Source organism: Stenotrophomonas sp. SbOxS2, from assembly GCF_013416715.1.
GTDB classification, from domain to species: domain Bacteria; phylum Pseudomonadota; class Gammaproteobacteria; order Xanthomonadales; family Xanthomonadaceae; genus Stenotrophomonas; species Stenotrophomonas lactitubi.
Genome location: NZ_JAAVXD010000007.1, coordinates 599,607 through 617,942, shown reverse-complemented (window position 1 = coordinate 617,942; position 18,336 = coordinate 599,607). Strand labels below are relative to the sequence as shown.

The following is an 18,336-nucleotide window of genomic DNA, read 5'->3' as shown; positions in this document are numbered from 1 at the left end:
AACATCATCCGGCCAACCGAACAATGGATCGATTCACCGCCCTGCGTGCCTTCGTCCGGATCGTCGAGCGCCGCAGCTTCAGCCGTGCCGCCGAAGACCTGGGGCTGCCGCGGGCCACGGTGACAGACGCGATCAAGGCATTGGAGCTGCGCCTGGGCGTGCGCCTGCTGCACCGGACCACGCGCGTGGTGGTGCCGACGCTGGAAGGCGAAGCCTTCTATGGCCGCTGCCTGCGCCTGATCGCGGACATGGACGATGCTGAAGCCGCGTTCCGTGACGTGCCACCGCGCGGGCCGCTGCGCATCGAAGTGCACGGTACGCTGGGCCGTCACCTGCTGTTCCCGCACCTTCCGGATTTCCTGCAGCGTTACCCGGACATCGAACTGGAGGTCAGCGAGGGCGACCGCTATGTCGACCTGCTGCGCGAGGGCGTGGATGCGGCCATCCGCGTGGGTACCCTGGCCGACAGCGATCTGGCCGCGCGGCGCCTGGCGTTGCTGCGCGAGGTCACGGTGGCGTCGCCTGCCTACGTGCAGGCGCACGGGCAGCCTGAAAGCATCGCGTCGCTGGCAGCGGGACACCAGATGGTCGGCTACCGTTCCAGCGCCACCGGCCAGCTGATTCCGCTGGAGTTCCAGCAGGGCGGCCAGGTGCGCCATATGCCGTTGCCGGCACGCGTGCGGGTGTCCGGTGCCGACGCCTTCCTCGGTGCCGCGCTGGCCGGGTTGGGCATCATCCAGGCGCCGCGTTATCGGATGGACCCGTACATCGCGCGCGGGCAGCTGCTGGAGCTGTTGCCCGAGATGCCGCCCACGCCGAGCCCGGTCAGCCTGGTCTATCCGCGCAACCGCACGCCATCGCCACGGCTGCGGGTGTTCATCGACTGGGTGGCGGCTGTGTTCGAGCCGGAGCGCGCGCACGGCGGCCCATCCACGCATGGCGTGGATCTAGTGGCGTGACCAGGCTGACGGGGAGACGCCGACAACGCGGCGGAAGGCGGCGCTGAACTTGCTGGGATTGGCGTAGCCACAGGCCATGGCCACCTCGGTCACGCTGAGGCCGCCCTGCAGTGCCTGCTGCGCCCACTGCATGCGGCGCTGGGTCAGGTAGGTATACGGCGGCATGCCAGTGGCGGCGCGCAGCGCGCGGCTGAAGGTGGTTGGTTCCATGCCGAGTACGCCGGCCAGTGCTGCGACATCCAGCGGCTGCGAACGGTGTTCTTCGATGAAGCCCTGCAGCTGGCGCAGCTGCCGCGATGACAGCGGTGCAGCCATGCGTGGCCGGGCGGGCGGATGGCCGGCAAGCTGGGCCAATCGCCGCACCACCACTTCTGCGCCGTACTGCAGGAAGCCGGGCACGCAGGCGTCAACCTGTGCGCTGGACCATAGCGCGTGCAGTACGGAGGCGATGACCGGGTCGCGATGCAGCCGCAGGGAAAGGGAGGGGACGTCCGGGAAGCCGCCAGGCGCATCGCGCCACTGCGCGGTATCGATGGCCATTCCCAGCAGTTCCACCGCAGGGCTGGCGTAGTGCCCATGATCGCCGGGCAGTACCACGTTGAACTGGCCTGGATGCCACGGCGCCTGCAGCACCCCGGCGGAGGTGCGTTGGTACAGGTTGCCGCCACCGGCCAGCAGCAGGCCCAGCCGCAGCTGGTGCGGGTGCCCCATGGCGCCTTCGCTGGCCTGGAAGCCATGGCGCAGCAGAACGACCGAGCCATCCTCGCTGGTCACGGTTCCCTCCATGGGCTGGGCGGCTTCCCGGTGCAACTGGTCGGCGAGGGCGGGCATGGCGGGTCCAGGAATGGAGCAGCGCTGACTGCAATGGAGTGGCGGCGAGCGTCGAATGTTACAGGATAACAGTTTGCGCCAGCCGGCCCGCCAGGCGCGTTTCCGTTCCTCATGAGGTTCCCCTTGAAAGCCCCCGTTTCCTCCGTTGCCCTCGTCGCAGCGTCGTTGCTCGTTCCTGTTCTTCCCGCCCATGCGCAGTCCGCCGATGCCACCACCCTCGATGGCGTGGTGGTCACCGGCTCCAAGCGCGACACGCCCTACCTGAAGAGTGACCTGTCGGTGACCGTGCTTGATCGGCAGGCGCTGAAAGAAGCCGGTGTCACCGAGTTCCGTGACCTGGACAAACTGGCCCCCAACGTGAAGTTCAACGTGATGGGCCAGCTGAGCAACATGTTCATTTCCATCCGCGGCATCGAATCCAATCCTTTCCTGGTCAACCGCGCGTCGGTCTACATCGATGGCATTCCGTTCCGCGAGCTGAGCAACGCGGTACTCAACCAGGTGGAATCGGTCGAGGTGCTGCGGGGGCCGCAGGGCACCCTGTACGGCGCCAACAGCGAATCGGGGCTGGTGCTGGTGCGCACGCGCGGCCCGGCCGATACCCGCGAGGGTGAGGTGAACGTGCGCAGCACCTGGTTCGGCAACGGCAACGGTACGGCCGTGGATGGCTTCCTGGCAGGCCCGCTGAGCAAGGACGGCACGCTGTCGGGCTCGGTGGCGTTCATGGGGTCCGATGAGGATGCCCACCTGAAGAACCTGACCCCGTACGGCGCGCGCGGCGAAGTGAAAGAGGGCTACCTGCAGGGCAAGCTGCGCTGGCGGCCCAGCGATTACGTGACCGTCAACGCCTTGGCCTATCACCTGCGCACGCGCGCACCAGGCATGTTCGAGTACGAGTACCTGCCGCTGGATACCGGCCTGTACAACCGCACCTATGGCGACCGCCTCAATGGTGGCCGTCACGCGGGTGACTTCACCTACATCAACGATGCGCCCAAGCGCACCGAAAAGGACGAGACCGTTGCCGGCCTCAGCGCGCAGTGGCAACTGCAGTCCGGCACCCTGGATGTTGCCGCCTCGTACCGCAGCGAAGAAACCACCTCGGCTGGCTATGACTTCGACATGACCGCCAGCTCCGCGCTGGCCGGCTACATCTACGACAAGAAGAATGCATGGAATGCCGAGGCGCGCTTCAGCTCGCCCAGCGACCAGGCGCTGACCTGGATGGCCGGTGTATCGACCTATCGCATCGACAAGGATTCGATCCAGGGCACCTTCGTCGGCCCGGCGCTGCGCGGGCTGGACAGTTACAACCTGGCACCGCGGCAGACCTCCAAGGGTGAGGACTACAGTGTGTTCGCGACCGCCAGCTACACGCTGCCGGCATTGCCGAAGCTGACCGCCAGCCTCGGCATCCGCCACGAGCAGGCCCGCCGTTCCACCGAGCAGCGTGCCGGATTCCTCGACCTGGGTGCCGGGGGCCTGGTGCGCTACCGCGACGCAGCCCTGGCGCATACGTTCTCGGCCACGTTGCCGCGCGTCTCGCTGCGCTATGACGCCAGCGATGATCTGTCGTTCTATGCGGCCTCGGCCAAGGGCTACATCCCCGGTGGCTTCAACCTGGCCGCCGCGCAGAGCGATGTGATCAACGACAAGGTGCTGCGCTACGAATCCGAACGCATGTGGAGCCATGAAGTGGGCTTCAAGATGAACCTGGCGGGCGGCCGCGGCCATATCGGCGGCGCCCTGTTCCATATCAGCTCGGACAACTGGCAGGAAATCCAGGTGGCCACCGATGCCAACGGCCGGCCGATCTCCTCCGACTACGTGGGCTCGGATGCCTCGATACGCTCGCGCGGTGCAGAGCTGGAAGGGGTGTTTGAAGTCGCGCCGGGGTTCACGGTGATGGCCAATGTCGGCTATGTCGATGCGACGTACACCAAGCTGTGGGTCAGCCCGCAGGAGAACCTGCACGGCAAGCGGGTCAAGCTGACGCCGCACTACACCGGCTACCTGGCTGCGCGGTATCAGTTCGATTCCGGCATCTATGCCCGGGTGGAATCGCAGTTCACCGGTTCCAGCGCGCTGGACGAGCGTAACCGAGCGTTCCAGCCGGCCGTGGCCGTACTGGGCGTGCAACTGGGTTACGAGCGAGGCCCGTGGAGCACCCGCGTGTTCGTGCAGAACCTGACCGACAAGCGCCGCATCAACGGCCTGATCTTCGACAACCTGGCCTTCGGCCGCGATGGCAACTACTACGGGCCGGTGGACAGCCCGCGCATTGTCGGTGCCGAGGTCGGCTACCGGTTCTGAAGGGTCATCAGCCGGCGGACCGCAGGGCCCGCCGGTTGCGCAGATGTGCGACGGCCAGCATCACCCCTCCGCAGGCGGTGGCAGCGCCATGCCAGAGCAGCGATTCCTTCAATGGCAGGTACAGCGAGGCGGACAGCAGCAGGGTCGCGCCTGCAAGGGCTACGCACAGCGGCAGTGCGCGCTGATGGCGGCGCTGGCCGGCGGCGGTGCTGAGCACGGCGATCGTCGAGGCCAGCAGCGCGAACAGCCATTCCCAGCGCGACATCACCAGCAGCGCGGTCATCGCCGCGTGGCCAGGGTGCTGGAACGAGCGCAGCGCCATCATCGCCGCGGGCGTGAAGGCCAGCAGCAAGGGCAGGGCCACGCAGTGTGCGGCACAGGCCAGCGACAGCCAGGCGCCTGCCAGATCGAAGCGGGGATGCCAGCGTGCCGAAGCTGGCGGCTGGGTGCGGGCCCTTGCGGGCGAGGTCGGGATATGGTCCATAATGTTACATAGTAACAATACGGAGCTCCCCCATGAAACGTTCTGCCGCTCTTCTACTGCTGCTTGCTGCTCATTCTGCGAACGCCCACGACGTGCGCCATCACGATGCGCATGTCCATGGCCAGGCCGATGTCGATCTGGCCGTGGACCAGGGAACGCTGGAGCTGGCACTGCGTGCGCCGGGCATCGGCATCCTCGATTTCGAACGACCACCTGCCGACAGCCGCGAACAGGCCGCATTGGCGCGGGCGCGATCGATCCTGCAGAGCGGCAGCTGGGTCACGTTGCCGAGCGCTGCGCAGTGCCGGCTGGACCATGCCGAGGCGACTGCGGAGGGCTTTGCGCCAGTAGCAGTGGCAACCCAGCCTGGCCAGCACACGCATGCCGGATTCACCGCAGCACTGCGCTACCACTGCGCCAACCCGGCGGCATTGCGTGGGCTGGCATTGCCGCTGCCGACGCTGTTTCCGGGTCTGCATGAGGTGATCGTCAATACCGCGACGTCGACCGGGCAAGGCCGCAGCGTGGTGACCGCCGACAGCCTGCGGGTGCCGCTGGCGCCATGAACGAGGCCGCCATCATCGACCTGCAGGGCGTGCAGTTCGGCTACGCAGACCGGGCAGTGCTGGACATCGCACAGCTGCAGGTGAGCGCGGGCAGCAGCGTGCTGCTGCGCGGCACCAGCGGCTCGGGCAAGAGCACGCTGCTGGGCCTGCTGGCAGGCATCCTGCTGCCGGGCCGCGGCAGTATCCGTGTCGCCGGCCACGCGGTGAACACGCTCGGTGCCGCCGCGCGTGATCGTTTCCGCGCCGATCAGCTGGGCGTGATCTTCCAGCAGTTCAACCTGCTGCCGTTCCTGAGCGTGCGCAACAACATCGCCTTGGGCGTGCGCTTCTCGCCGTTGCGAAATGCGCGCATCGACGGTGGGCTGGATGCTGAAATCGCGCGCCTGCTGCGCGCGCTGCAGCTGGACCCGGCACTGATGCCGCGTGCGGCGGGCACGCTCAGCGTCGGCCAGCAGCAGCGCGTTGCCGCTGCCCGTGCCTTGATCGGCCGCCCAGCGGTACTGCTGGCCGACGAACCGACTTCGGCGCTGGACCCCGACGCGGCCACGGCCTTCCTGCAGCTGATGTTTGCGCAGTGCCGCGCCGCCGGCACCACCGCGCTGGTGGTCAGCCACGATGACCGCCTGCAGCCGTTGTTCGACCAGGTGCTGTCGCTGGGTGATCTGAACCGGGCAGGGGGCGCACATGCTTGAGTTGGCCTGGGCCAGCCTGCGCAGCCGCGCCCTGAGCGTGAGCCTGACCGTGCTGGTCATCACCCTGAGTGTGGTCCTGCTGCTGGGGGTGGAACGCATCCGCACGCAGGCCCACGAGGGCTTTGCCAGCACCGTGTCGGGCACTGACCTGATCGTCGGCGCGCGCTCGGGGCCGGTGAACCTGCTGCTGTACTCGGTGTTCCATATCGGCGACCCGACCAACAACGTGTCCTGGCAGTCCTACCAGGAACTGTCGGCGCTGCCGCAGGTGAAATGGGCAGTGCCGCTGTCATTGGGCGATTCCTGGCGTGGCTATCGGGTGATCGGCACCACTGCCGGCTACTTCGAACATTACCGGCATGGCGCAGGGCATCCGCTGGCATTCGCGCAGGGCAAGCCGTTCGACGACCTGTATGACGCGGTGGTCGGCGCGGAAGTCGCACAGGCGGCGCACATCGGCGTGGGCGCTGACATCGTGCTGGCCCATGGCACCGGTGCGGTGACGCTGGCCACGCATGCGGACAAGCCGTTCCGTGTGGTCGGCATCCTGCAGCGGACCGGCACGCCGGTGGATTCTTCCGTGCTGGTGTCACTGCCGGTGATCGAGGCGATCCATGTCGACTGGCGCTCCGGCGTGCAGCTTCGCAGCCAGCATGTCAGCGCCGAACAGGCACGCCAGCTCGACCTGACCCCGACCAGCATCACCGCCTTCATGCTCGGCCTGAACTCGCGCATCGCCACCTTCGGCGTGCAGCGCAGCATCAACGAGTATCCCGACGAAGCGCTGCAGGCCATCCTGCCCGGCGTGACCCTGCAGCAGCTGTGGCAGTCGCTGGGTACCGCCGAGCGTGCGCTGCAGTTGATCAGTGCAATGGTGGTGCTGCTGGGCATGGTTTCGCTGATGGCGCTGCTGGTATCGACGCTGCAGGAGCGGCGTCGAGAGATGGCGGTGCTGCGCGCTACCGGTGCGCGTCCGGCCTATGTGGCCTGCCTGCTGGTCGTTGAAGCCGTGGCCACCGCAGCGCTGGCCTGCGCGCTGGCGCTGGCCGTGCTGACCTGCGCCAGCGTGGTTGGGCGCAGCTGGGCGCTGGCCAATTTCGGTCTGTCGATCACCCACGTCTGGCCGGACGCGCGCGAACTGGCCTGGGTGGGGGGCGTGCTGCTGATCAGCGCGGTCGCAGGCCTGCTGCCTGCGCTGCTGGCCTACCGGCGCACCCTGGCCGATGGCCTGGCGCCTGCGTCATGAGCACGGGTGTCCGCGGGTTGCTGCTGGCTGCGGCCATGCTGCTGGCTGCCTGCACACGGCCGACCGATACCGGTGTGCAGGCACTGCCTCCCTCGCCGGTGCAGAGCAATGCTGGCACCGAAAGCGAGCAGGAGCTGGACTGGTTGCAGATGCTGCCGGGCGATGAACTGGCCGCACTGGAGCGCGGTGAGGGGCCGGAGGTGCAGCACAGCGGCAACCGGCGCATGGCCCAGTTCGGTACCTTCCGTACCGTGGACGCGGTACTGGATCGCGCGGTGCGGTTGCCGGGCTATGTCGTGCCCTTGGCCAATGCGGCAGACGGTCGACTGCTCGAATTCCTGTTCGTGCCGTACTACGGCGCGTGCATCCACGTGCCACCGCCGCCACCGAACCAGATCGTGCACGTGGTGCTGCCGCGGCCGATCGCCATGCCCGACATGTACTCGCCGTTCTTCCTGGCCGGCGTGTTGCGCGCCGAGCGGGTGGACGATGATCTTGCAGGCTCGGCCTACAGCATGGCCGACGCCGAATTGAGGCCTTATGAACCGTAGCGCGAAGGTGCTTGCCGGTGTACTTGCCGGTGTACTGCTGACCAGCTGTGGCCGGCCCGCCGTGGAGACTCCGCCACAGGCCAGCAACGCTGCCGCTTCGCCAGCGGCGCCGTCTGTAGTGATCGACCGCTGGGACGCGCTGATGCCCGGGGAGGACAGCTTCCAGCGTCCTCCGCCGCAGATCGGGCTGTCGCGTGGCAACGGCATGGATGGGATAGGCGGATTGATCGACGACACCGGGTCGGGCTCGCTGCCCGGGCAGGCCATCGATCATTCCAGCCCTGTGCGCGCGCAGCAGTTCGGCTCGTCGGCGGTGGTCGATGGCGTGGATGGACGGGCGCTGGACCTGGATGGCTATGTGGTGCCGCTGGCGATGAACGACGCGGGACAGGTGGACGAACTGCTGTTCGTGCCGTTCTATGGCGCGTGCATCCACGTACCGCCGCCACCGCCGAACCAGATCATCCATGTGACCCTGGCCACTCCAATCACGATGGGCGCGTTGTGGGATCCCTACCGGCTGTCAGGGCGCCTGCAGGTGAAGCACTTCGAGGCGGATATCGCCAGCGCGTCCTATGACGCAGCCGCGGCGACGCTTTCCGCGATCACCCGATGACGAGCACCCGATGACGAAGCTCCGCGCACGCACCGTCGCGCTGCTGATGGTGGTGCTGCTGCTGGCAGGGACCGGCGTGGCGCTGCTGTGGAACGCAACGCACGCACCCTCGCCACCGGCAGTGGCATTTCCCGCACCGGCGGCGGAAGCGCAGGCACGCATCGAACATCACATGGCTGCAGACAAGGCCTTTCGTGATGACCTGCTGTTCCTGCTGGTGGCGACGCTGCGCGACCGTTGCGAACCGGCGCAGGCGGGAGCGCTGGCACGCATGGCCAACCGTGCGTCGCTGCCGGTGTTGGCGGCGGTGAGCACCGTGACCACGCAGGATGCGAGCCTGGACCGGCCGATCTACCAGTACATCCAGCACCGCGCCGATGCCACCGGCTGCGGCCAGCCACTGCGCCTGCCGGCAGGCGATGGCGGCAGCATCGAGGTGGATATCGAACAGTACGCACGCACGTTCCCGGACAGCTACTTCGACCCGCAGCGCAGCAGTGCGCCGCGTGACTTCGGCGGGCGCCCGCTGCCAGAACGCGCCGGCAACGCCTGCAACAGCGTGGTCTATTCGGTGCTGCCGCTGGGAGGGGTGGATTGGCGCTGCAGCACGCTGCGCAGCAACGCCCGTGCGCGGGTGCGTGCGCTGTGCGAAGACGCGATGCAGCGGCAGCACGGCCATCTGCGTGGCGAGCTGGATGCCGAAGTAGGCCAGGCCATGCAGGAGCCGGTAGTGCAGGCGGTCGCTGCATTGCCTGCGGAGTGCAGGTAAGTCAGGGCCTTGCGGCAGCGGGCATGGCGCCTCCCGGAAGCTGAATGGCGTTCGCTGGGACATCCATAACTATACAGGATGTCCTGTATAGTTATGGGCGTACTCCTTCCCCTCCAGGTTCCCATGGCTCTCTCCCAGCCCTTGGACGGTGCTCCGTCCCTGTCGCGCGCCCGACGCTGGTCGCTGCTGTTCACCGTCGCCGCCGGCCTGCTGCTGGTCACGTTGGACAACTCGGTGCTGTACACGGCGCTGCCGACCCTGACCGAGGAACTCTCGGCCAGCGCCGGGCAGTCGCTGTGGATCATCAACGCCTATCCGCTGGTGATGGCCGGCCTGCTGCTGGGCGCTGGCACCCTGGGTGACCGCATCGGCCACCGGCGGATGTTCCTGATCGGCCTGGTGGTGTTCGGCATCGCCTCGTTGGCGGCCGCGTTCTCTGCGACCGCCGCGCAGCTGATTGCAGCGCGTACCTTCCTCGCCGTGGGTGCGGCGGCGATGATGCCGGCCACGTTGGCCTTGATCGGGCTCAGCTTCCATGAAGAGCGCGAGCGCAACATCGCCATCGCGATCTGGGGTTCGGTGGCCATCGTCGGTGCGGCACTGGGGCCGATCATCGGTGGCTGGCTGCTGCAGCACTTCTGGTGGGGCTCGGTGTTCCTGATCAACGTGCCGGTGGTGGTGGTCGCCTTCATCGCGACCCTGGTGCTGGCGCCGGAAGGGCAGCGCGACAGCACGCGGCCGTGGGACCTGCTGTCCTCGTTGCTGGCACTGGCCGCGCTGTCCGGGCTGGTGCTGGCGATCAAGTCGCTGATCGCTACGCCGCCCTCGTACGGTGTCGGCGCGGTCTCGCTGCTGCTGGCGCTCATCGCCGGCTTCGCCTTCAGCCGCCGTCAGCAGCAGTTGCCCTATCCGCTGCTGGATTTCGCCATCTTCCGTAACCCGGCGTTCCTCGCCGGCACGTTGTCGGCGGTGTTCACCTTGTTTGCGATGGCCGGGCTGCAGCTGCTCACCACCCAGCGTTTCCAGCTGGTGGCCGGCCTCAGCCCGTTGCAGGCGGGCCTGCTGGTATCGGTGGCGGCGCTGGGCAGCCTGCCCAGCGCGTTGCTGGGCGGCAGCGTGCTGCATCGTGTCGGCCTGCGTCCGCTGATCTGTGGCGGCCTTGCGGCCGGTGCAGTAGGCGTGGGCGTGGTGGCGCTGGGCTTCCCGCACGGCCTGGGCTGGGTGGTGGCCGGCATGGCGATCACCGGCTTCGGCATGGGTGCTGCGATCTCGGTGGCGTCCACCGCCATCCTCAACAACGTGCCGCCGCATCGTGCGGGCATGGCCTCGTCGGTGGAGGAGGTGTCCTACGAGTTCGGTGGCCTGCTGGCGGTCGCGCTGCTGGGCAGCCTGAGCGTTGCGATGTACGGCGCGTTCCTGCCGGAGTCGGCGGACATTCCGGCCGCCGCGCGCGAGGGGTTCACCCAGGCATTGCACGTGGCGCGTGAGGCGGGGCAGGGTGAGTGGTTCGCCCTGGCAGCCGCGGCCTACGATCGCGGTTACCAGATCGTGCTGCTGGTGATCAGCGCGGTGCTGGCGGCCGGCGCGGTGATCATCGCGCGCCTGCTGCGTGGACGTGCTGGCGGCCGCGACGGCGCTGCCGATCGCGTAAAATAGCGGCAATGAGAACCAGCAAGCGCGAGCGCATCCTCGACGCCGCCGTCAGCGTGATCAACCGCGACGGCGTGCGTGCGGTCACCTTTGAATCGGTGGCGGCCGAGGCGCAGTTGACCCGTGGCGGCCTGCTGTACCACTTCCCGTCGCGCGAAGCGTTGCTGCGCGGCATCGACGAGCACCTGGTGCAGAGCTGGGAAGCATCGATGGAGGCGCTGCTGGGCAAGTCGGCTGGCGAGGCCACTGCGCTGGAGCGCTACCAGACCTTCGTGCGCGTTTCGGCACAGAGCGCCACCCGCGCCGAGCTGATGTTCATGCTGGACTCGGTGGACCCCGAGTTCCCCAGCGACCGGCCGTGGGCACCGGTAGTGCAGCGCTGGGCACCTTCGCCACCGGCCGCCGGCAGCGACGACCCTGCGGCGCTGGACAATTTCGTGGCGCGGCTGGCCGCCGACGGCCTGTGGATCTACGAGGCCATGTACGAAGGCCAGCTGGACGAGAACGTGCGCGCACAGTTGACCGAGCGGATCGGCGGGCTGCTCTCTCCTGAGCAGTCCCCTAAGGACTAGCCGCGGGCTACAGCGTCGCCAGCCACGCGCGGGGCGAGAGCCCCAGGCGCTTGCGGAACGCCTTGGACAGCGAGGCGGTATCGGCAAAGCCGACGTCGGTCGCAACCTGCTTGGCCGCTGCTCCCGCGCGCAGCTGCGTGCAGGCCAGGCTCAAGCGCCAATCCAGCAGGTAGCTGGCCGGCGTAGTCTGCATCACGTCCTTGAACACCGCCGCGAACGCGCTGCGCGACAGCCCGGCGATGGCCGCCATCTTCGGCAGGGTCCAGGCCTGCTGCGGCGACTGGTGCAGGGCTACCAGCGTGCGTGCCAGGCGCGCATCGGACAGCCCGCGCATCAACCCGTGGCTTACCCCCGCAGCATCGGGATGATCGATCACCCAACGGAGTACCTGGATCAGGGCAACCTCGAACAGCCGGTTGGTCAGCAGGCGCGAGCCGCAGCGCTGGCGGTCGGCTTCCGCGAACAGCAGGTGCAGGGTGCCGTCCAGTTCACCGATGGCTGACAGCGGCACCACCATCACCGGCGGCAGCGACTGGACGACCGGATTGCGTGCACCGCCGTCGAAATCCAGCGTGGCGCAGGTGAAATCAGGACCGTCCAGCGGCGCGTTGAGGAACACATGCCGCAGTGGCCGCGGGTACAGCAGCAGGCTGGGGGCGGTGACCTTCAGCTGGCGCGTGATGCAGTCCGTGTCGGGGTGATGCACCTCCATTTCCCCCTTGCGCAGGATGTGCAGGAAGGCGCGCCCCGGCTGCGGTTCGAACACGTGCCGTCCGCACAACGGGCCGGAATGGAACAGCGCTGCCTGTACCCGGAACCGTTCGAGCAGGGTCGACAGCCGGTCAGGCACATCGTCGGATGGCCGGGCCGGGGGCGGGAGGGTGCTCATGGATGAATGGACAACATATCTGGAGATAAATGCTCAATTCGTCCGGCGAGTCTACCTACGATACGCCCATCGTCCAATCCCGGGCGCTATCGCAAGGAGTACCCCATGTCCCGCATTCCCCTGATCGATCCGACCTGGACCACGCCCGAGCGCCAGGCCCTGCTGGGCCAGGTCCACGCCGCCTTCGGCGCCACGCCGGCGATGTTCCGTGCCGTGGCCAACTCGCCTGCCGCGCTGCAGAGCATGTGGGGCTCATTCGGCGCGCTGGGTGGCGGCCGTCTGTCGCCGCTGCTGGGCGAGCAGATCGCGGTGGCCATCGCCAACCGCAATGCGTGCGAATACTGCCTGGCCGCGCACACGGCGCTGGGGCGCAAGGCCGGCGCCAGTGGCGAACAGATGGCCGCTGCACAGATCGGCCAGTCCAGCGATCCGGCCACCGCCGCCGCCCTGGACTTCGCGCTGAAGGTGGTCGAGCAGCGTGCGCAGATTGCCGACGCTGACGTGCAGGCGCTGCGCGCGGCTGGTTTCGATGACGAGCAGATCGTGGAGATTCTGGCCCATGTAGCGCTCAATCTGTTCACCAACTACGTCAACGTGGCCTTTGACGTGCCGGTGGACTTCCCGAAGGTGGCGCTGCGCTGAGGCCGCGCCGTCAAGCAGGTGGGTGGCCGTGCAGGCCATCCCCCTGCAGTCGCTCCGGGTGGGTATACACGTTGAAGCCCCCTTCGCGGGCGAAACCCACCAGGCACAGGCCAGCACTGCGGGCCAGGTCGATGGCCAGCGCGGTGGGGGCCGAAACGGCAACCAGTACGCTGGCACCGGCGCGCGCTGCCTTGCTGACCATTTCGTAGCTGGCACGGCTGGACACCACCAGCAGGCCACCATCGATGCTGTGCTCGTTGTGGTGCAGCGCACCGATCAGCTTGTCCAGCGCGTTGTGACGGCCCACGTCTTCGCGCACCCAGCCGATGCGGCCGCTGGCATCGGCCCACGCCGCTGCATGGGTCGAACCACTGGCAGCATTCATCGGCTGGTGCGGGGCCAACCCGGCCAGCGCCCGCTGCAGGGCAGCCGTCTGATAGGTGCGGCGGTCTTTCACCGGCGGCAGCGGACGCAGCACGTCTTCCAGCTGACGCGCGCCGCACAACCCGCAACCGCCGCGACCAGGCAGCAGGCGCCCGTTGTCCAGGTCCAGTGCGGCGCCAGGGGCGTTGGCGGACACGGTCATCTTCAGCTCGATGCCTTCCAGTTGTGGCTGCACCTCGGCGGACAGCAGCTGATCGGGCCGCTCGATCAACCCTTCGCTGAGCGAGAAACCCAAGGCGAAATCCTCCAGGTCGCACGGCGTGGCCATCATCACCGCGAAGGCGGCACCGTTGTAGCGCATCACCACCGGCACTTCTTCGGCGATCACGTCCACCTGTTGCTCCTGCCCCGTGCTGCGCCAGCGCTGCAACGTGCGCAGTGCCGTGCCGGCGGGCGGAGGGGAGGGCGGCGTCGATCCTGGCATGCGGCACATCCTGGGCAAAGCAGAAGGGCAGGCTACGCCCGCAGAATAACGCAGCCATCCAGTGAAGACGCGGCGGTAACCGTTGCCATGGCAGCCTGCGTTACCACAGCCGGGCTATGGCGCCGCGGTTGCCGGCGTGCTTGACTGGCCACGGCAGCCGGGCGCGGGCCCGGCACTGCAGGCAGGCACTCCACCAACGCAGGTTCCCGACCATGTCCGAACAGAAGCCGCCGCGTTACAAGCCCTACAACCAACCGGCAGGCGGCTGGGGGGCCGCCGGTGCGACCGCCAAGGTGCTGCTGCAGCAGAGCGTGATCGGCAAAGGATCGAAGGCACTGCTGGCGATGAACCAGCCGGGTGGCTTCAAGTGCCCCAGCTGCGCGTTCCCCGATGCCGACCACCGCAAGAAGCTGGAATTCTGCGAGAACGGCGCCAAGGCCTTGGCCTGGGAAGCGACCCAGCACCGGGTGACCCGCGAGCTGTTCGCCCAGCACACCGTCACCGAGCTGATGGCGCAGACCGACTATTGGCTGGAGCTGCAGGGCCGGTTGACCGAGCCGATGCGCTACGACGCCGCCACCGATCACTATGTTCCCTGCGAATGGGACGAGGCGTTCGCGCTGATCGGCCGCCATCTGCAGGCTTTGGACCACCCCGACCAGGCCGAGTTCTACACCTCCGGCCGCACGCCCAACGAAGCAGCGTTCCTGTATTCGATCTTCGTGCGCGAGTTCGGCACCAACAACTTCCCGGACTGCTCGAACATGTGCCACGAGCCGACCAGCCGGGGCCTGCCGCCGGTGATAGGCGTGGGCAAGGGCACCATCGTGCTGGACGACTTCGAACACGCCGAGGCGATCTTCGTGATGGGTCAGAACACCGGCACCAACTCGCCGCGGATGATGAGCAACCTGGTGGAAGCACGCAAACGCGGCGTGCCGATCGTGGCGGTCAACCCGATGCCCGAGCGCGCCCTGATCCGTTTCACCGAACCGCAGGATGTGGTGCAGATGGCCACGTTCGGTTCCACCGAGATCACCAGCGAGTTCGTGCACGTGCGCATCGGCGGCGACCTGGCGCTGATCAAGGGCATGATGAAGGTGATGTTCGAGCGCGAAGCGCAGGGCGAGCAGGTGCTGGATCATGCCTTCCTGGCCGAGCATACCGTCGGCCTGGAGGCACTGCGCGAAGACGTGCTGGCGCAGGACTGGGATGAGATCGTGCGGGTGTCGGGCATCGCGCAGGAGCAGATACGGCGCTGCGCGGAGATCTACATCCGTTCGCGCGCGACGGTCATCTGCTATGGAATGGGCCTGACCCAGCACCAGCAGGGTTCGCGGCTGCTGCAGCAGCTGGCCAACCTGTTGTTGCTGCGCGGCAACTTCGGCAAGCCGGGCGCGGGCATCGGCCCGATCCGCGGGCATTCCAACGTGCAGGGCGATCGCACGGTCGGCATCGATGAGAAGCCCACGGCGCGCTACCTGGATCGCGTGCAGCAGGTATTTGGTTTCGATCCGCCACGCGAACACGGCCACCACGTGGTCGAGTCGATCGCGGCGATGCTGGATGGCAGCGCCAAGGTGTTCATCGGCATGGGCGGCAATTTCATCCATGCGGTGCCCGATACCGAACGCGCCTACGAAGCCATGCGCAAGCTGGAACTGACCGTGGGCATCGCCACCAAGCTCAACCGAGGTCATCTTGTGCATGGCCGCGACGCGCTGATCCTTCCGGTGGTGGCGCGTTCGGAGTGGATCCGCACGCCGCGGGGGGAACAGTTCGTCACCATCGAAGATGCGATGTCCAACGTGACGGCATCGCGTGGTGTGCTGGAGCCGGCCAGCGAGCACGTGCTGCCGGAGGTGGAGATCGTCTGCCGCATGGCGATGGCGGCGTTGCCGGACAGCAAGGTTGACTGGGCCGCGTACATGCATGATTACGGCCCGATCCGCGACCTGATCGCCGCCGTCTACCCGGACATCTACGCAGGCTTCAACGAACGCATCCAGGCACTGCACGGCTTCCACCTGGATATTCCACCGCGCCGGCGCGTGTGGCCGACGCCGAACGGCAAGGCCAATATCCTGGTCATGCCGGGTCTGGAAGTGAACACGGTGGTCGATGACCCGGAGATGCTGCGGCTGGCCACGGTGCGTTCGCACGATCAGTACAACACCACCATCTACAGCTACAACGACCGCTACCGGGGCGTGTACAACGACCGCATGGTGGTGTTCATGAACATCGAGGACCGTCTGGCGCGCGGGCTCGGCAAGGAAGCCCTGGTGAGCCTGGAAACGATCAGCGACGATGGCGTGACGCGGCGCATCGACGGCCTGACCGTGCTTGACTATCCGATGCCGCGTGGCGCGCTGGCGGGCTACTACCCCGAGCTCAATCCGCTGCTGCCGCTGGACTACTACGATCGGATCAGCGGTACGCCAGCGGCGAAATCCATTCCGGTACGGATGCGCGCGCAGGTCGAGGTGCCAGCGTAGAGGAGAGTCATGCCTGCTTGCCGGCGGGGCCGGTGGCGTCGAGTAGACTCGGCGCTAGCGGGCGCCCAGGTGTGGGTTGGTATCTTCGTCCAGGGCAAACGAACAACGGTAGTAGTCGGCGGTATCCCGCCACACCGCCAGGATGGGCTCCTGGATCTTTGTCACCAGTCCGCGGGCCGTTTCCCGATCATTGGCCTGGCAGGCGAAGTAGGCGAACGCCTGCTGGTTCCATTCGTCCGGGTAGCGCGCCAGGATGTCCTCGAAGCCGCGCTTCATGCTCGGCCAGTCGACGGCCGAATCGACGAACAGGCGTTTGCCATACTCATCCTGCGAGGCTACCCAGTAGATGCGCGCATACAGCATGTACTGATCGCGCGGCGGCGCCAAAGCCATGACCCGCCGTGCGTAGATCTCCAGGCCCTGTGCATCGCCACCCCATTTTGGCGCGAAGTAGCGGACGGCCGCGAAGTACAGTGGGTAATACCCGGGGAAGCGCTTGATCCCTTCGTCGTGCAGTGCGATGAACTGCTCCAGTGGCCAGCTGCGCTCGATGGCCAGGTGTTCCATCAGCTCGTACCAGTATGGATCCGTCGAGACGACGGCCTTGTGCTGCTGCAGGTAGTCGATGGCTTGTTGCTGGTAGGTATTGAAGGGCCCCCAGTCTTGGTCCTTGACCGTGTTGGCATAGCCGCTGCCGCGAATGCTCCATGCGTGGCTGGACAGCATCCTGGCCATGGCCAGGTGCGCCGCTGGCGACTTCGGATGCCGTTCGATCCAGGTGCGCACGATCTTCTCGCGGCCAGCCCAATAGGCGGGGTCGCGGTTGGTGATGCTGAACGCTCTGGAGATACCGGCGTAGTAGGTGGACAGTTTCCAGACGCCACTGCCGAAGTGCTGACCCGTCGTGCGGTAGCGTTCGCCCAGTCGTTCCAGCGTGGCGAAATCCTGCTTCTCGAACAGTTCGGTGGCCTGCCGGGTAACAGCGTGGCGATCAGTCAGTTCGTCGGCACGGATGGACGTGGCGGCGAAGAGCAGGACGAGCGCCAGCAGCGATCGCATGATTCCATTCATCGAGACAATTCCGTGTCCTGGAGGAGGCCCGAGCCTAGGGGCACGGGCGCGACCGCCATATCGCCACAGACCGGTGCACCGCGCAAGTCCGGGACGGGTCAGCCAGCCGAACAGGCCGGCGGGTACCGTCCCTACGGTTCCTCGCTGTTGCTAAGCACGATGCTGCCATCCAGCAACACCGGCACCATCTGGGTCCAGCCCTTGGCGTTGTAGTCGAGGCTGACCAGGTACACCCAGCCGCGCGCTGCATCTTCGGTATGCGCTGCCGCGCCGGCGGTGAAGCGCTGCAGGCTGACCTCGGAGACCACGAAGTCATCGCTGGGATAACGCTGGCGCGCGTGGGCCAGCGCTGCCGCCGTCGCTTGATGCACCGACAGTGGCGGCTCGGCGCGCGCCGGGTCGAAGGCGGGCAGCGTATGCAACCGCGTCGCGCTCACCTGCCAGCGCTCATGGGTGTCGTCAGCATCGCCGCTGGACAGCACGGTCCATTGGCGTTCGCCTGCCATGGCCGGAAGGCTCAGCAACGCAGACAGCAGGAGGGCAGCACAGGCGCAGCGGGCAGGCATGGAAAAGCTCCAATGAACGTCATCCATGATGACACCAGGCAGTGGCGACGGGCGCGTCGTGCGTCGGCTATCATCAGCCCGTGGATATATCCGGCCTGCTGCTGCGACTGATGCTGCTCCTGACCCTGGTGCTGAATGCACCGGCGCTGGCGCTTGCCTCGGGCGGCATCAACGGTCAGGCCAGCGATGGTCATTGCGGTGCACCCCACGAGAGTGCCGACATTGCGATCTCTGCCGCGCCTGCTTGCTGCGATGAACGGGACGCAGGCGCGTGCAGCAGCGAGGGTTGCGAATGCTTGCCAGCCAGTGTGGCCATGCTGCCGTCGGCGCGAAGCCTTGCCGCATGGCCGCTGCGTGCAGTGCCCGGCGAGGCGCTGCGACCCGGTCATCCCGCGCCTGCGCTGCCGCAGCTGATCCGTCCGCCGATCGCCTGATTGCGCGCAGGCAGTGCATGCCTGTCGTCCTGCAGTATCCCCCTCATCAACCTGACCCACGCGCATCCGTCGTGTGGGTGGCAGGCGCTCGCGCCTGCGATTGCAAAGGACAACCTGAC

At 67.2% G+C, this 18,336-nt stretch carries 19 protein-coding genes; 13 read left to right on the top strand and 6 right to left on the bottom strand.

The genetic code is table 11. The features are described 5' to 3' along the window. Nucleotides 1-23: 23 nt before the first annotated feature. Complete coding sequence (locus tag HFK18_RS17465; protein WP_180167220.1) at nucleotides 24-959, top strand: LysR family transcriptional regulator; 936 nt, start codon at nucleotides 24-26, stop codon at nucleotides 957-959. Here HFK18_RS17465 and HFK18_RS17460 read toward each other — a convergent pair. Next, nucleotides 948-1,790, bottom strand: coding sequence for an AraC family transcriptional regulator (locus tag HFK18_RS17460; protein WP_180167219.1), 843 nt, complete (start codon nucleotides 1,788-1,790; stop codon nucleotides 948-950). The genes HFK18_RS17465 and HFK18_RS17460 overlap by 12 nt on opposite strands. A 123-nt stretch (nucleotides 1,791-1,913) precedes the next feature. Here HFK18_RS17460 and HFK18_RS17455 point away from each other — a divergent pair, with 123 nt between their 5' ends. After that, on the top strand, nucleotides 1,914-4,103 hold the full coding sequence (locus HFK18_RS17455) for a TonB-dependent receptor (RefSeq protein WP_180167218.1): 2,190 nt from the start codon (nucleotides 1,914-1,916) through the stop codon (nucleotides 4,101-4,103). A gap of 7 nt (nucleotides 4,104-4,110) precedes the next feature. Here HFK18_RS17455 and HFK18_RS17450 read toward each other — a convergent pair whose 3' ends face one another. Then, nucleotides 4,111-4,587 (bottom strand): MerC domain-containing protein, encoded by a 477-nt coding sequence (locus tag HFK18_RS17450; protein ID WP_180167217.1) that lies wholly within the window; start codon nucleotides 4,585-4,587, stop codon nucleotides 4,111-4,113. A 32-nt stretch (nucleotides 4,588-4,619) separates the two neighbouring features. Here HFK18_RS17450 and HFK18_RS17445 point away from each other — a divergent pair, with 32 nt between their 5' ends. The 8 genes from HFK18_RS17445 to HFK18_RS17410 all read left to right on the top strand — a co-directional run bounded on the left by HFK18_RS17445 (nucleotide 4,620) and on the right by HFK18_RS17410 (nucleotide 11,249). Next, a complete protein-coding gene (locus HFK18_RS17445) occupies nucleotides 4,620-5,153 on the top strand; it encodes a DUF2796 domain-containing protein (RefSeq protein ID WP_100552636.1) in 534 nt (177 codons plus the stop codon). Further along, nucleotides 5,150-5,845 (top strand): ATP-binding cassette domain-containing protein, encoded by a 696-nt coding sequence (locus tag HFK18_RS17440; RefSeq protein ID WP_180167216.1) that lies wholly within the window; start codon nucleotides 5,150-5,152, stop codon nucleotides 5,843-5,845. The genes HFK18_RS17445 and HFK18_RS17440 overlap by 4 nt, the downstream gene beginning before the upstream one ends. After that, nucleotides 5,838-7,091 (top strand): ABC transporter permease, encoded by a 1,254-nt coding sequence (locus tag HFK18_RS17435; RefSeq protein WP_180167215.1) that lies wholly within the window; start codon nucleotides 5,838-5,840, stop codon nucleotides 7,089-7,091. Before HFK18_RS17440 ends, HFK18_RS17435 begins: the two co-directional genes overlap by 8 nt. After that, a complete protein-coding gene (locus HFK18_RS17430) occupies nucleotides 7,088-7,642 on the top strand; it encodes a DUF3299 domain-containing protein (protein ID WP_180167214.1) in 555 nt (184 codons plus the stop codon). The genes HFK18_RS17435 and HFK18_RS17430 overlap by 4 nt, the downstream gene beginning before the upstream one ends. Beyond that, nucleotides 7,632-8,258, top strand: a complete 627-nt coding sequence (locus HFK18_RS17425; protein WP_180167213.1) for a DUF3299 domain-containing protein — start codon at nucleotides 7,632-7,634, stop codon at nucleotides 8,256-8,258. Before HFK18_RS17430 ends, HFK18_RS17425 begins: the two co-directional genes overlap by 11 nt. 46 nt (nucleotides 8,259-8,304) lie before the next feature. Further along, nucleotides 8,305-9,027, top strand: a complete 723-nt coding sequence (locus tag HFK18_RS17420; protein ID WP_180167462.1) for a hypothetical protein — start codon at nucleotides 8,305-8,307, stop codon at nucleotides 9,025-9,027. 123 nt (nucleotides 9,028-9,150) lie between these two features. After that, nucleotides 9,151-10,683, top strand: coding sequence for an MFS transporter (locus HFK18_RS17415; protein ID WP_180167212.1), 1,533 nt, complete (start codon nucleotides 9,151-9,153; stop codon nucleotides 10,681-10,683). Between the two features lie 5 nt (nucleotides 10,684-10,688). Then, on the top strand, nucleotides 10,689-11,249 hold the full coding sequence (locus HFK18_RS17410) for a TetR/AcrR family transcriptional regulator (protein WP_180167211.1): 561 nt from the start codon (nucleotides 10,689-10,691) through the stop codon (nucleotides 11,247-11,249). Nucleotides 11,250-11,256: 7 nt separating this feature from the next. Here HFK18_RS17410 and HFK18_RS17405 read toward each other — a convergent pair whose 3' ends face one another. Beyond that, nucleotides 11,257-12,138: an AraC family transcriptional regulator gene (locus HFK18_RS17405; RefSeq protein ID WP_180167210.1), complete on the bottom strand. Its 882-nt coding sequence runs from the start codon at nucleotides 12,136-12,138 to the stop codon at nucleotides 11,257-11,259. Nucleotides 12,139-12,243: 105 nt separating this feature from the next. On the opposite strand from HFK18_RS17405, the gene HFK18_RS17400 reads away from it, so the two are divergent. Beyond that, on the top strand, nucleotides 12,244-12,780 hold the full coding sequence (locus tag HFK18_RS17400) for a peroxidase-related enzyme (RefSeq protein ID WP_180167209.1): 537 nt from the start codon (nucleotides 12,244-12,246) through the stop codon (nucleotides 12,778-12,780). 10 nt (nucleotides 12,781-12,790) lie between these two features. Here HFK18_RS17400 and fdhD read toward each other — a convergent pair whose 3' ends face one another. Next, a complete protein-coding gene (fdhD, locus tag HFK18_RS17395; protein WP_180167208.1) occupies nucleotides 12,791-13,648 on the bottom strand; it encodes a formate dehydrogenase accessory sulfurtransferase FdhD in 858 nt (285 codons plus the stop codon). Between the two features lie 212 nt (nucleotides 13,649-13,860). Here fdhD and HFK18_RS17390 point away from each other — a divergent pair, with 212 nt between their 5' ends. Next, on the top strand, nucleotides 13,861-16,146 hold the full coding sequence (locus HFK18_RS17390) for an FdhF/YdeP family oxidoreductase (protein WP_180167207.1): 2,286 nt from the start codon (nucleotides 13,861-13,863) through the stop codon (nucleotides 16,144-16,146). Between the two features lie 54 nt (nucleotides 16,147-16,200). Here HFK18_RS17390 and HFK18_RS17385 read toward each other — a convergent pair whose 3' ends face one another. Both HFK18_RS17385 and HFK18_RS17380 read right to left on the bottom strand, forming a co-directional pair. Beyond that, nucleotides 16,201-17,205, bottom strand: a complete 1,005-nt coding sequence (locus HFK18_RS17385) for a DUF4034 domain-containing protein (protein ID WP_257216289.1) — start codon at nucleotides 17,203-17,205, stop codon at nucleotides 16,201-16,203. A 143-nt stretch (nucleotides 17,206-17,348) separates the two neighbouring features. Further along, complete coding sequence (locus HFK18_RS17380) at nucleotides 17,349-17,783, bottom strand: hypothetical protein (protein ID WP_180167205.1); 435 nt, start codon at nucleotides 17,781-17,783, stop codon at nucleotides 17,349-17,351. A 41-nt stretch (nucleotides 17,784-17,824) separates the two neighbouring features. Between HFK18_RS17380 and HFK18_RS17375 the strand changes: the two genes are divergently transcribed. Continuing rightward, nucleotides 17,825-18,217: a CopL family metal-binding regulatory protein gene (locus tag HFK18_RS17375; RefSeq protein WP_180167204.1), complete on the top strand. Its 393-nt coding sequence runs from the start codon at nucleotides 17,825-17,827 to the stop codon at nucleotides 18,215-18,217. The last annotated feature ends 119 nt before the right edge of the window (nucleotides 18,218-18,336 follow it).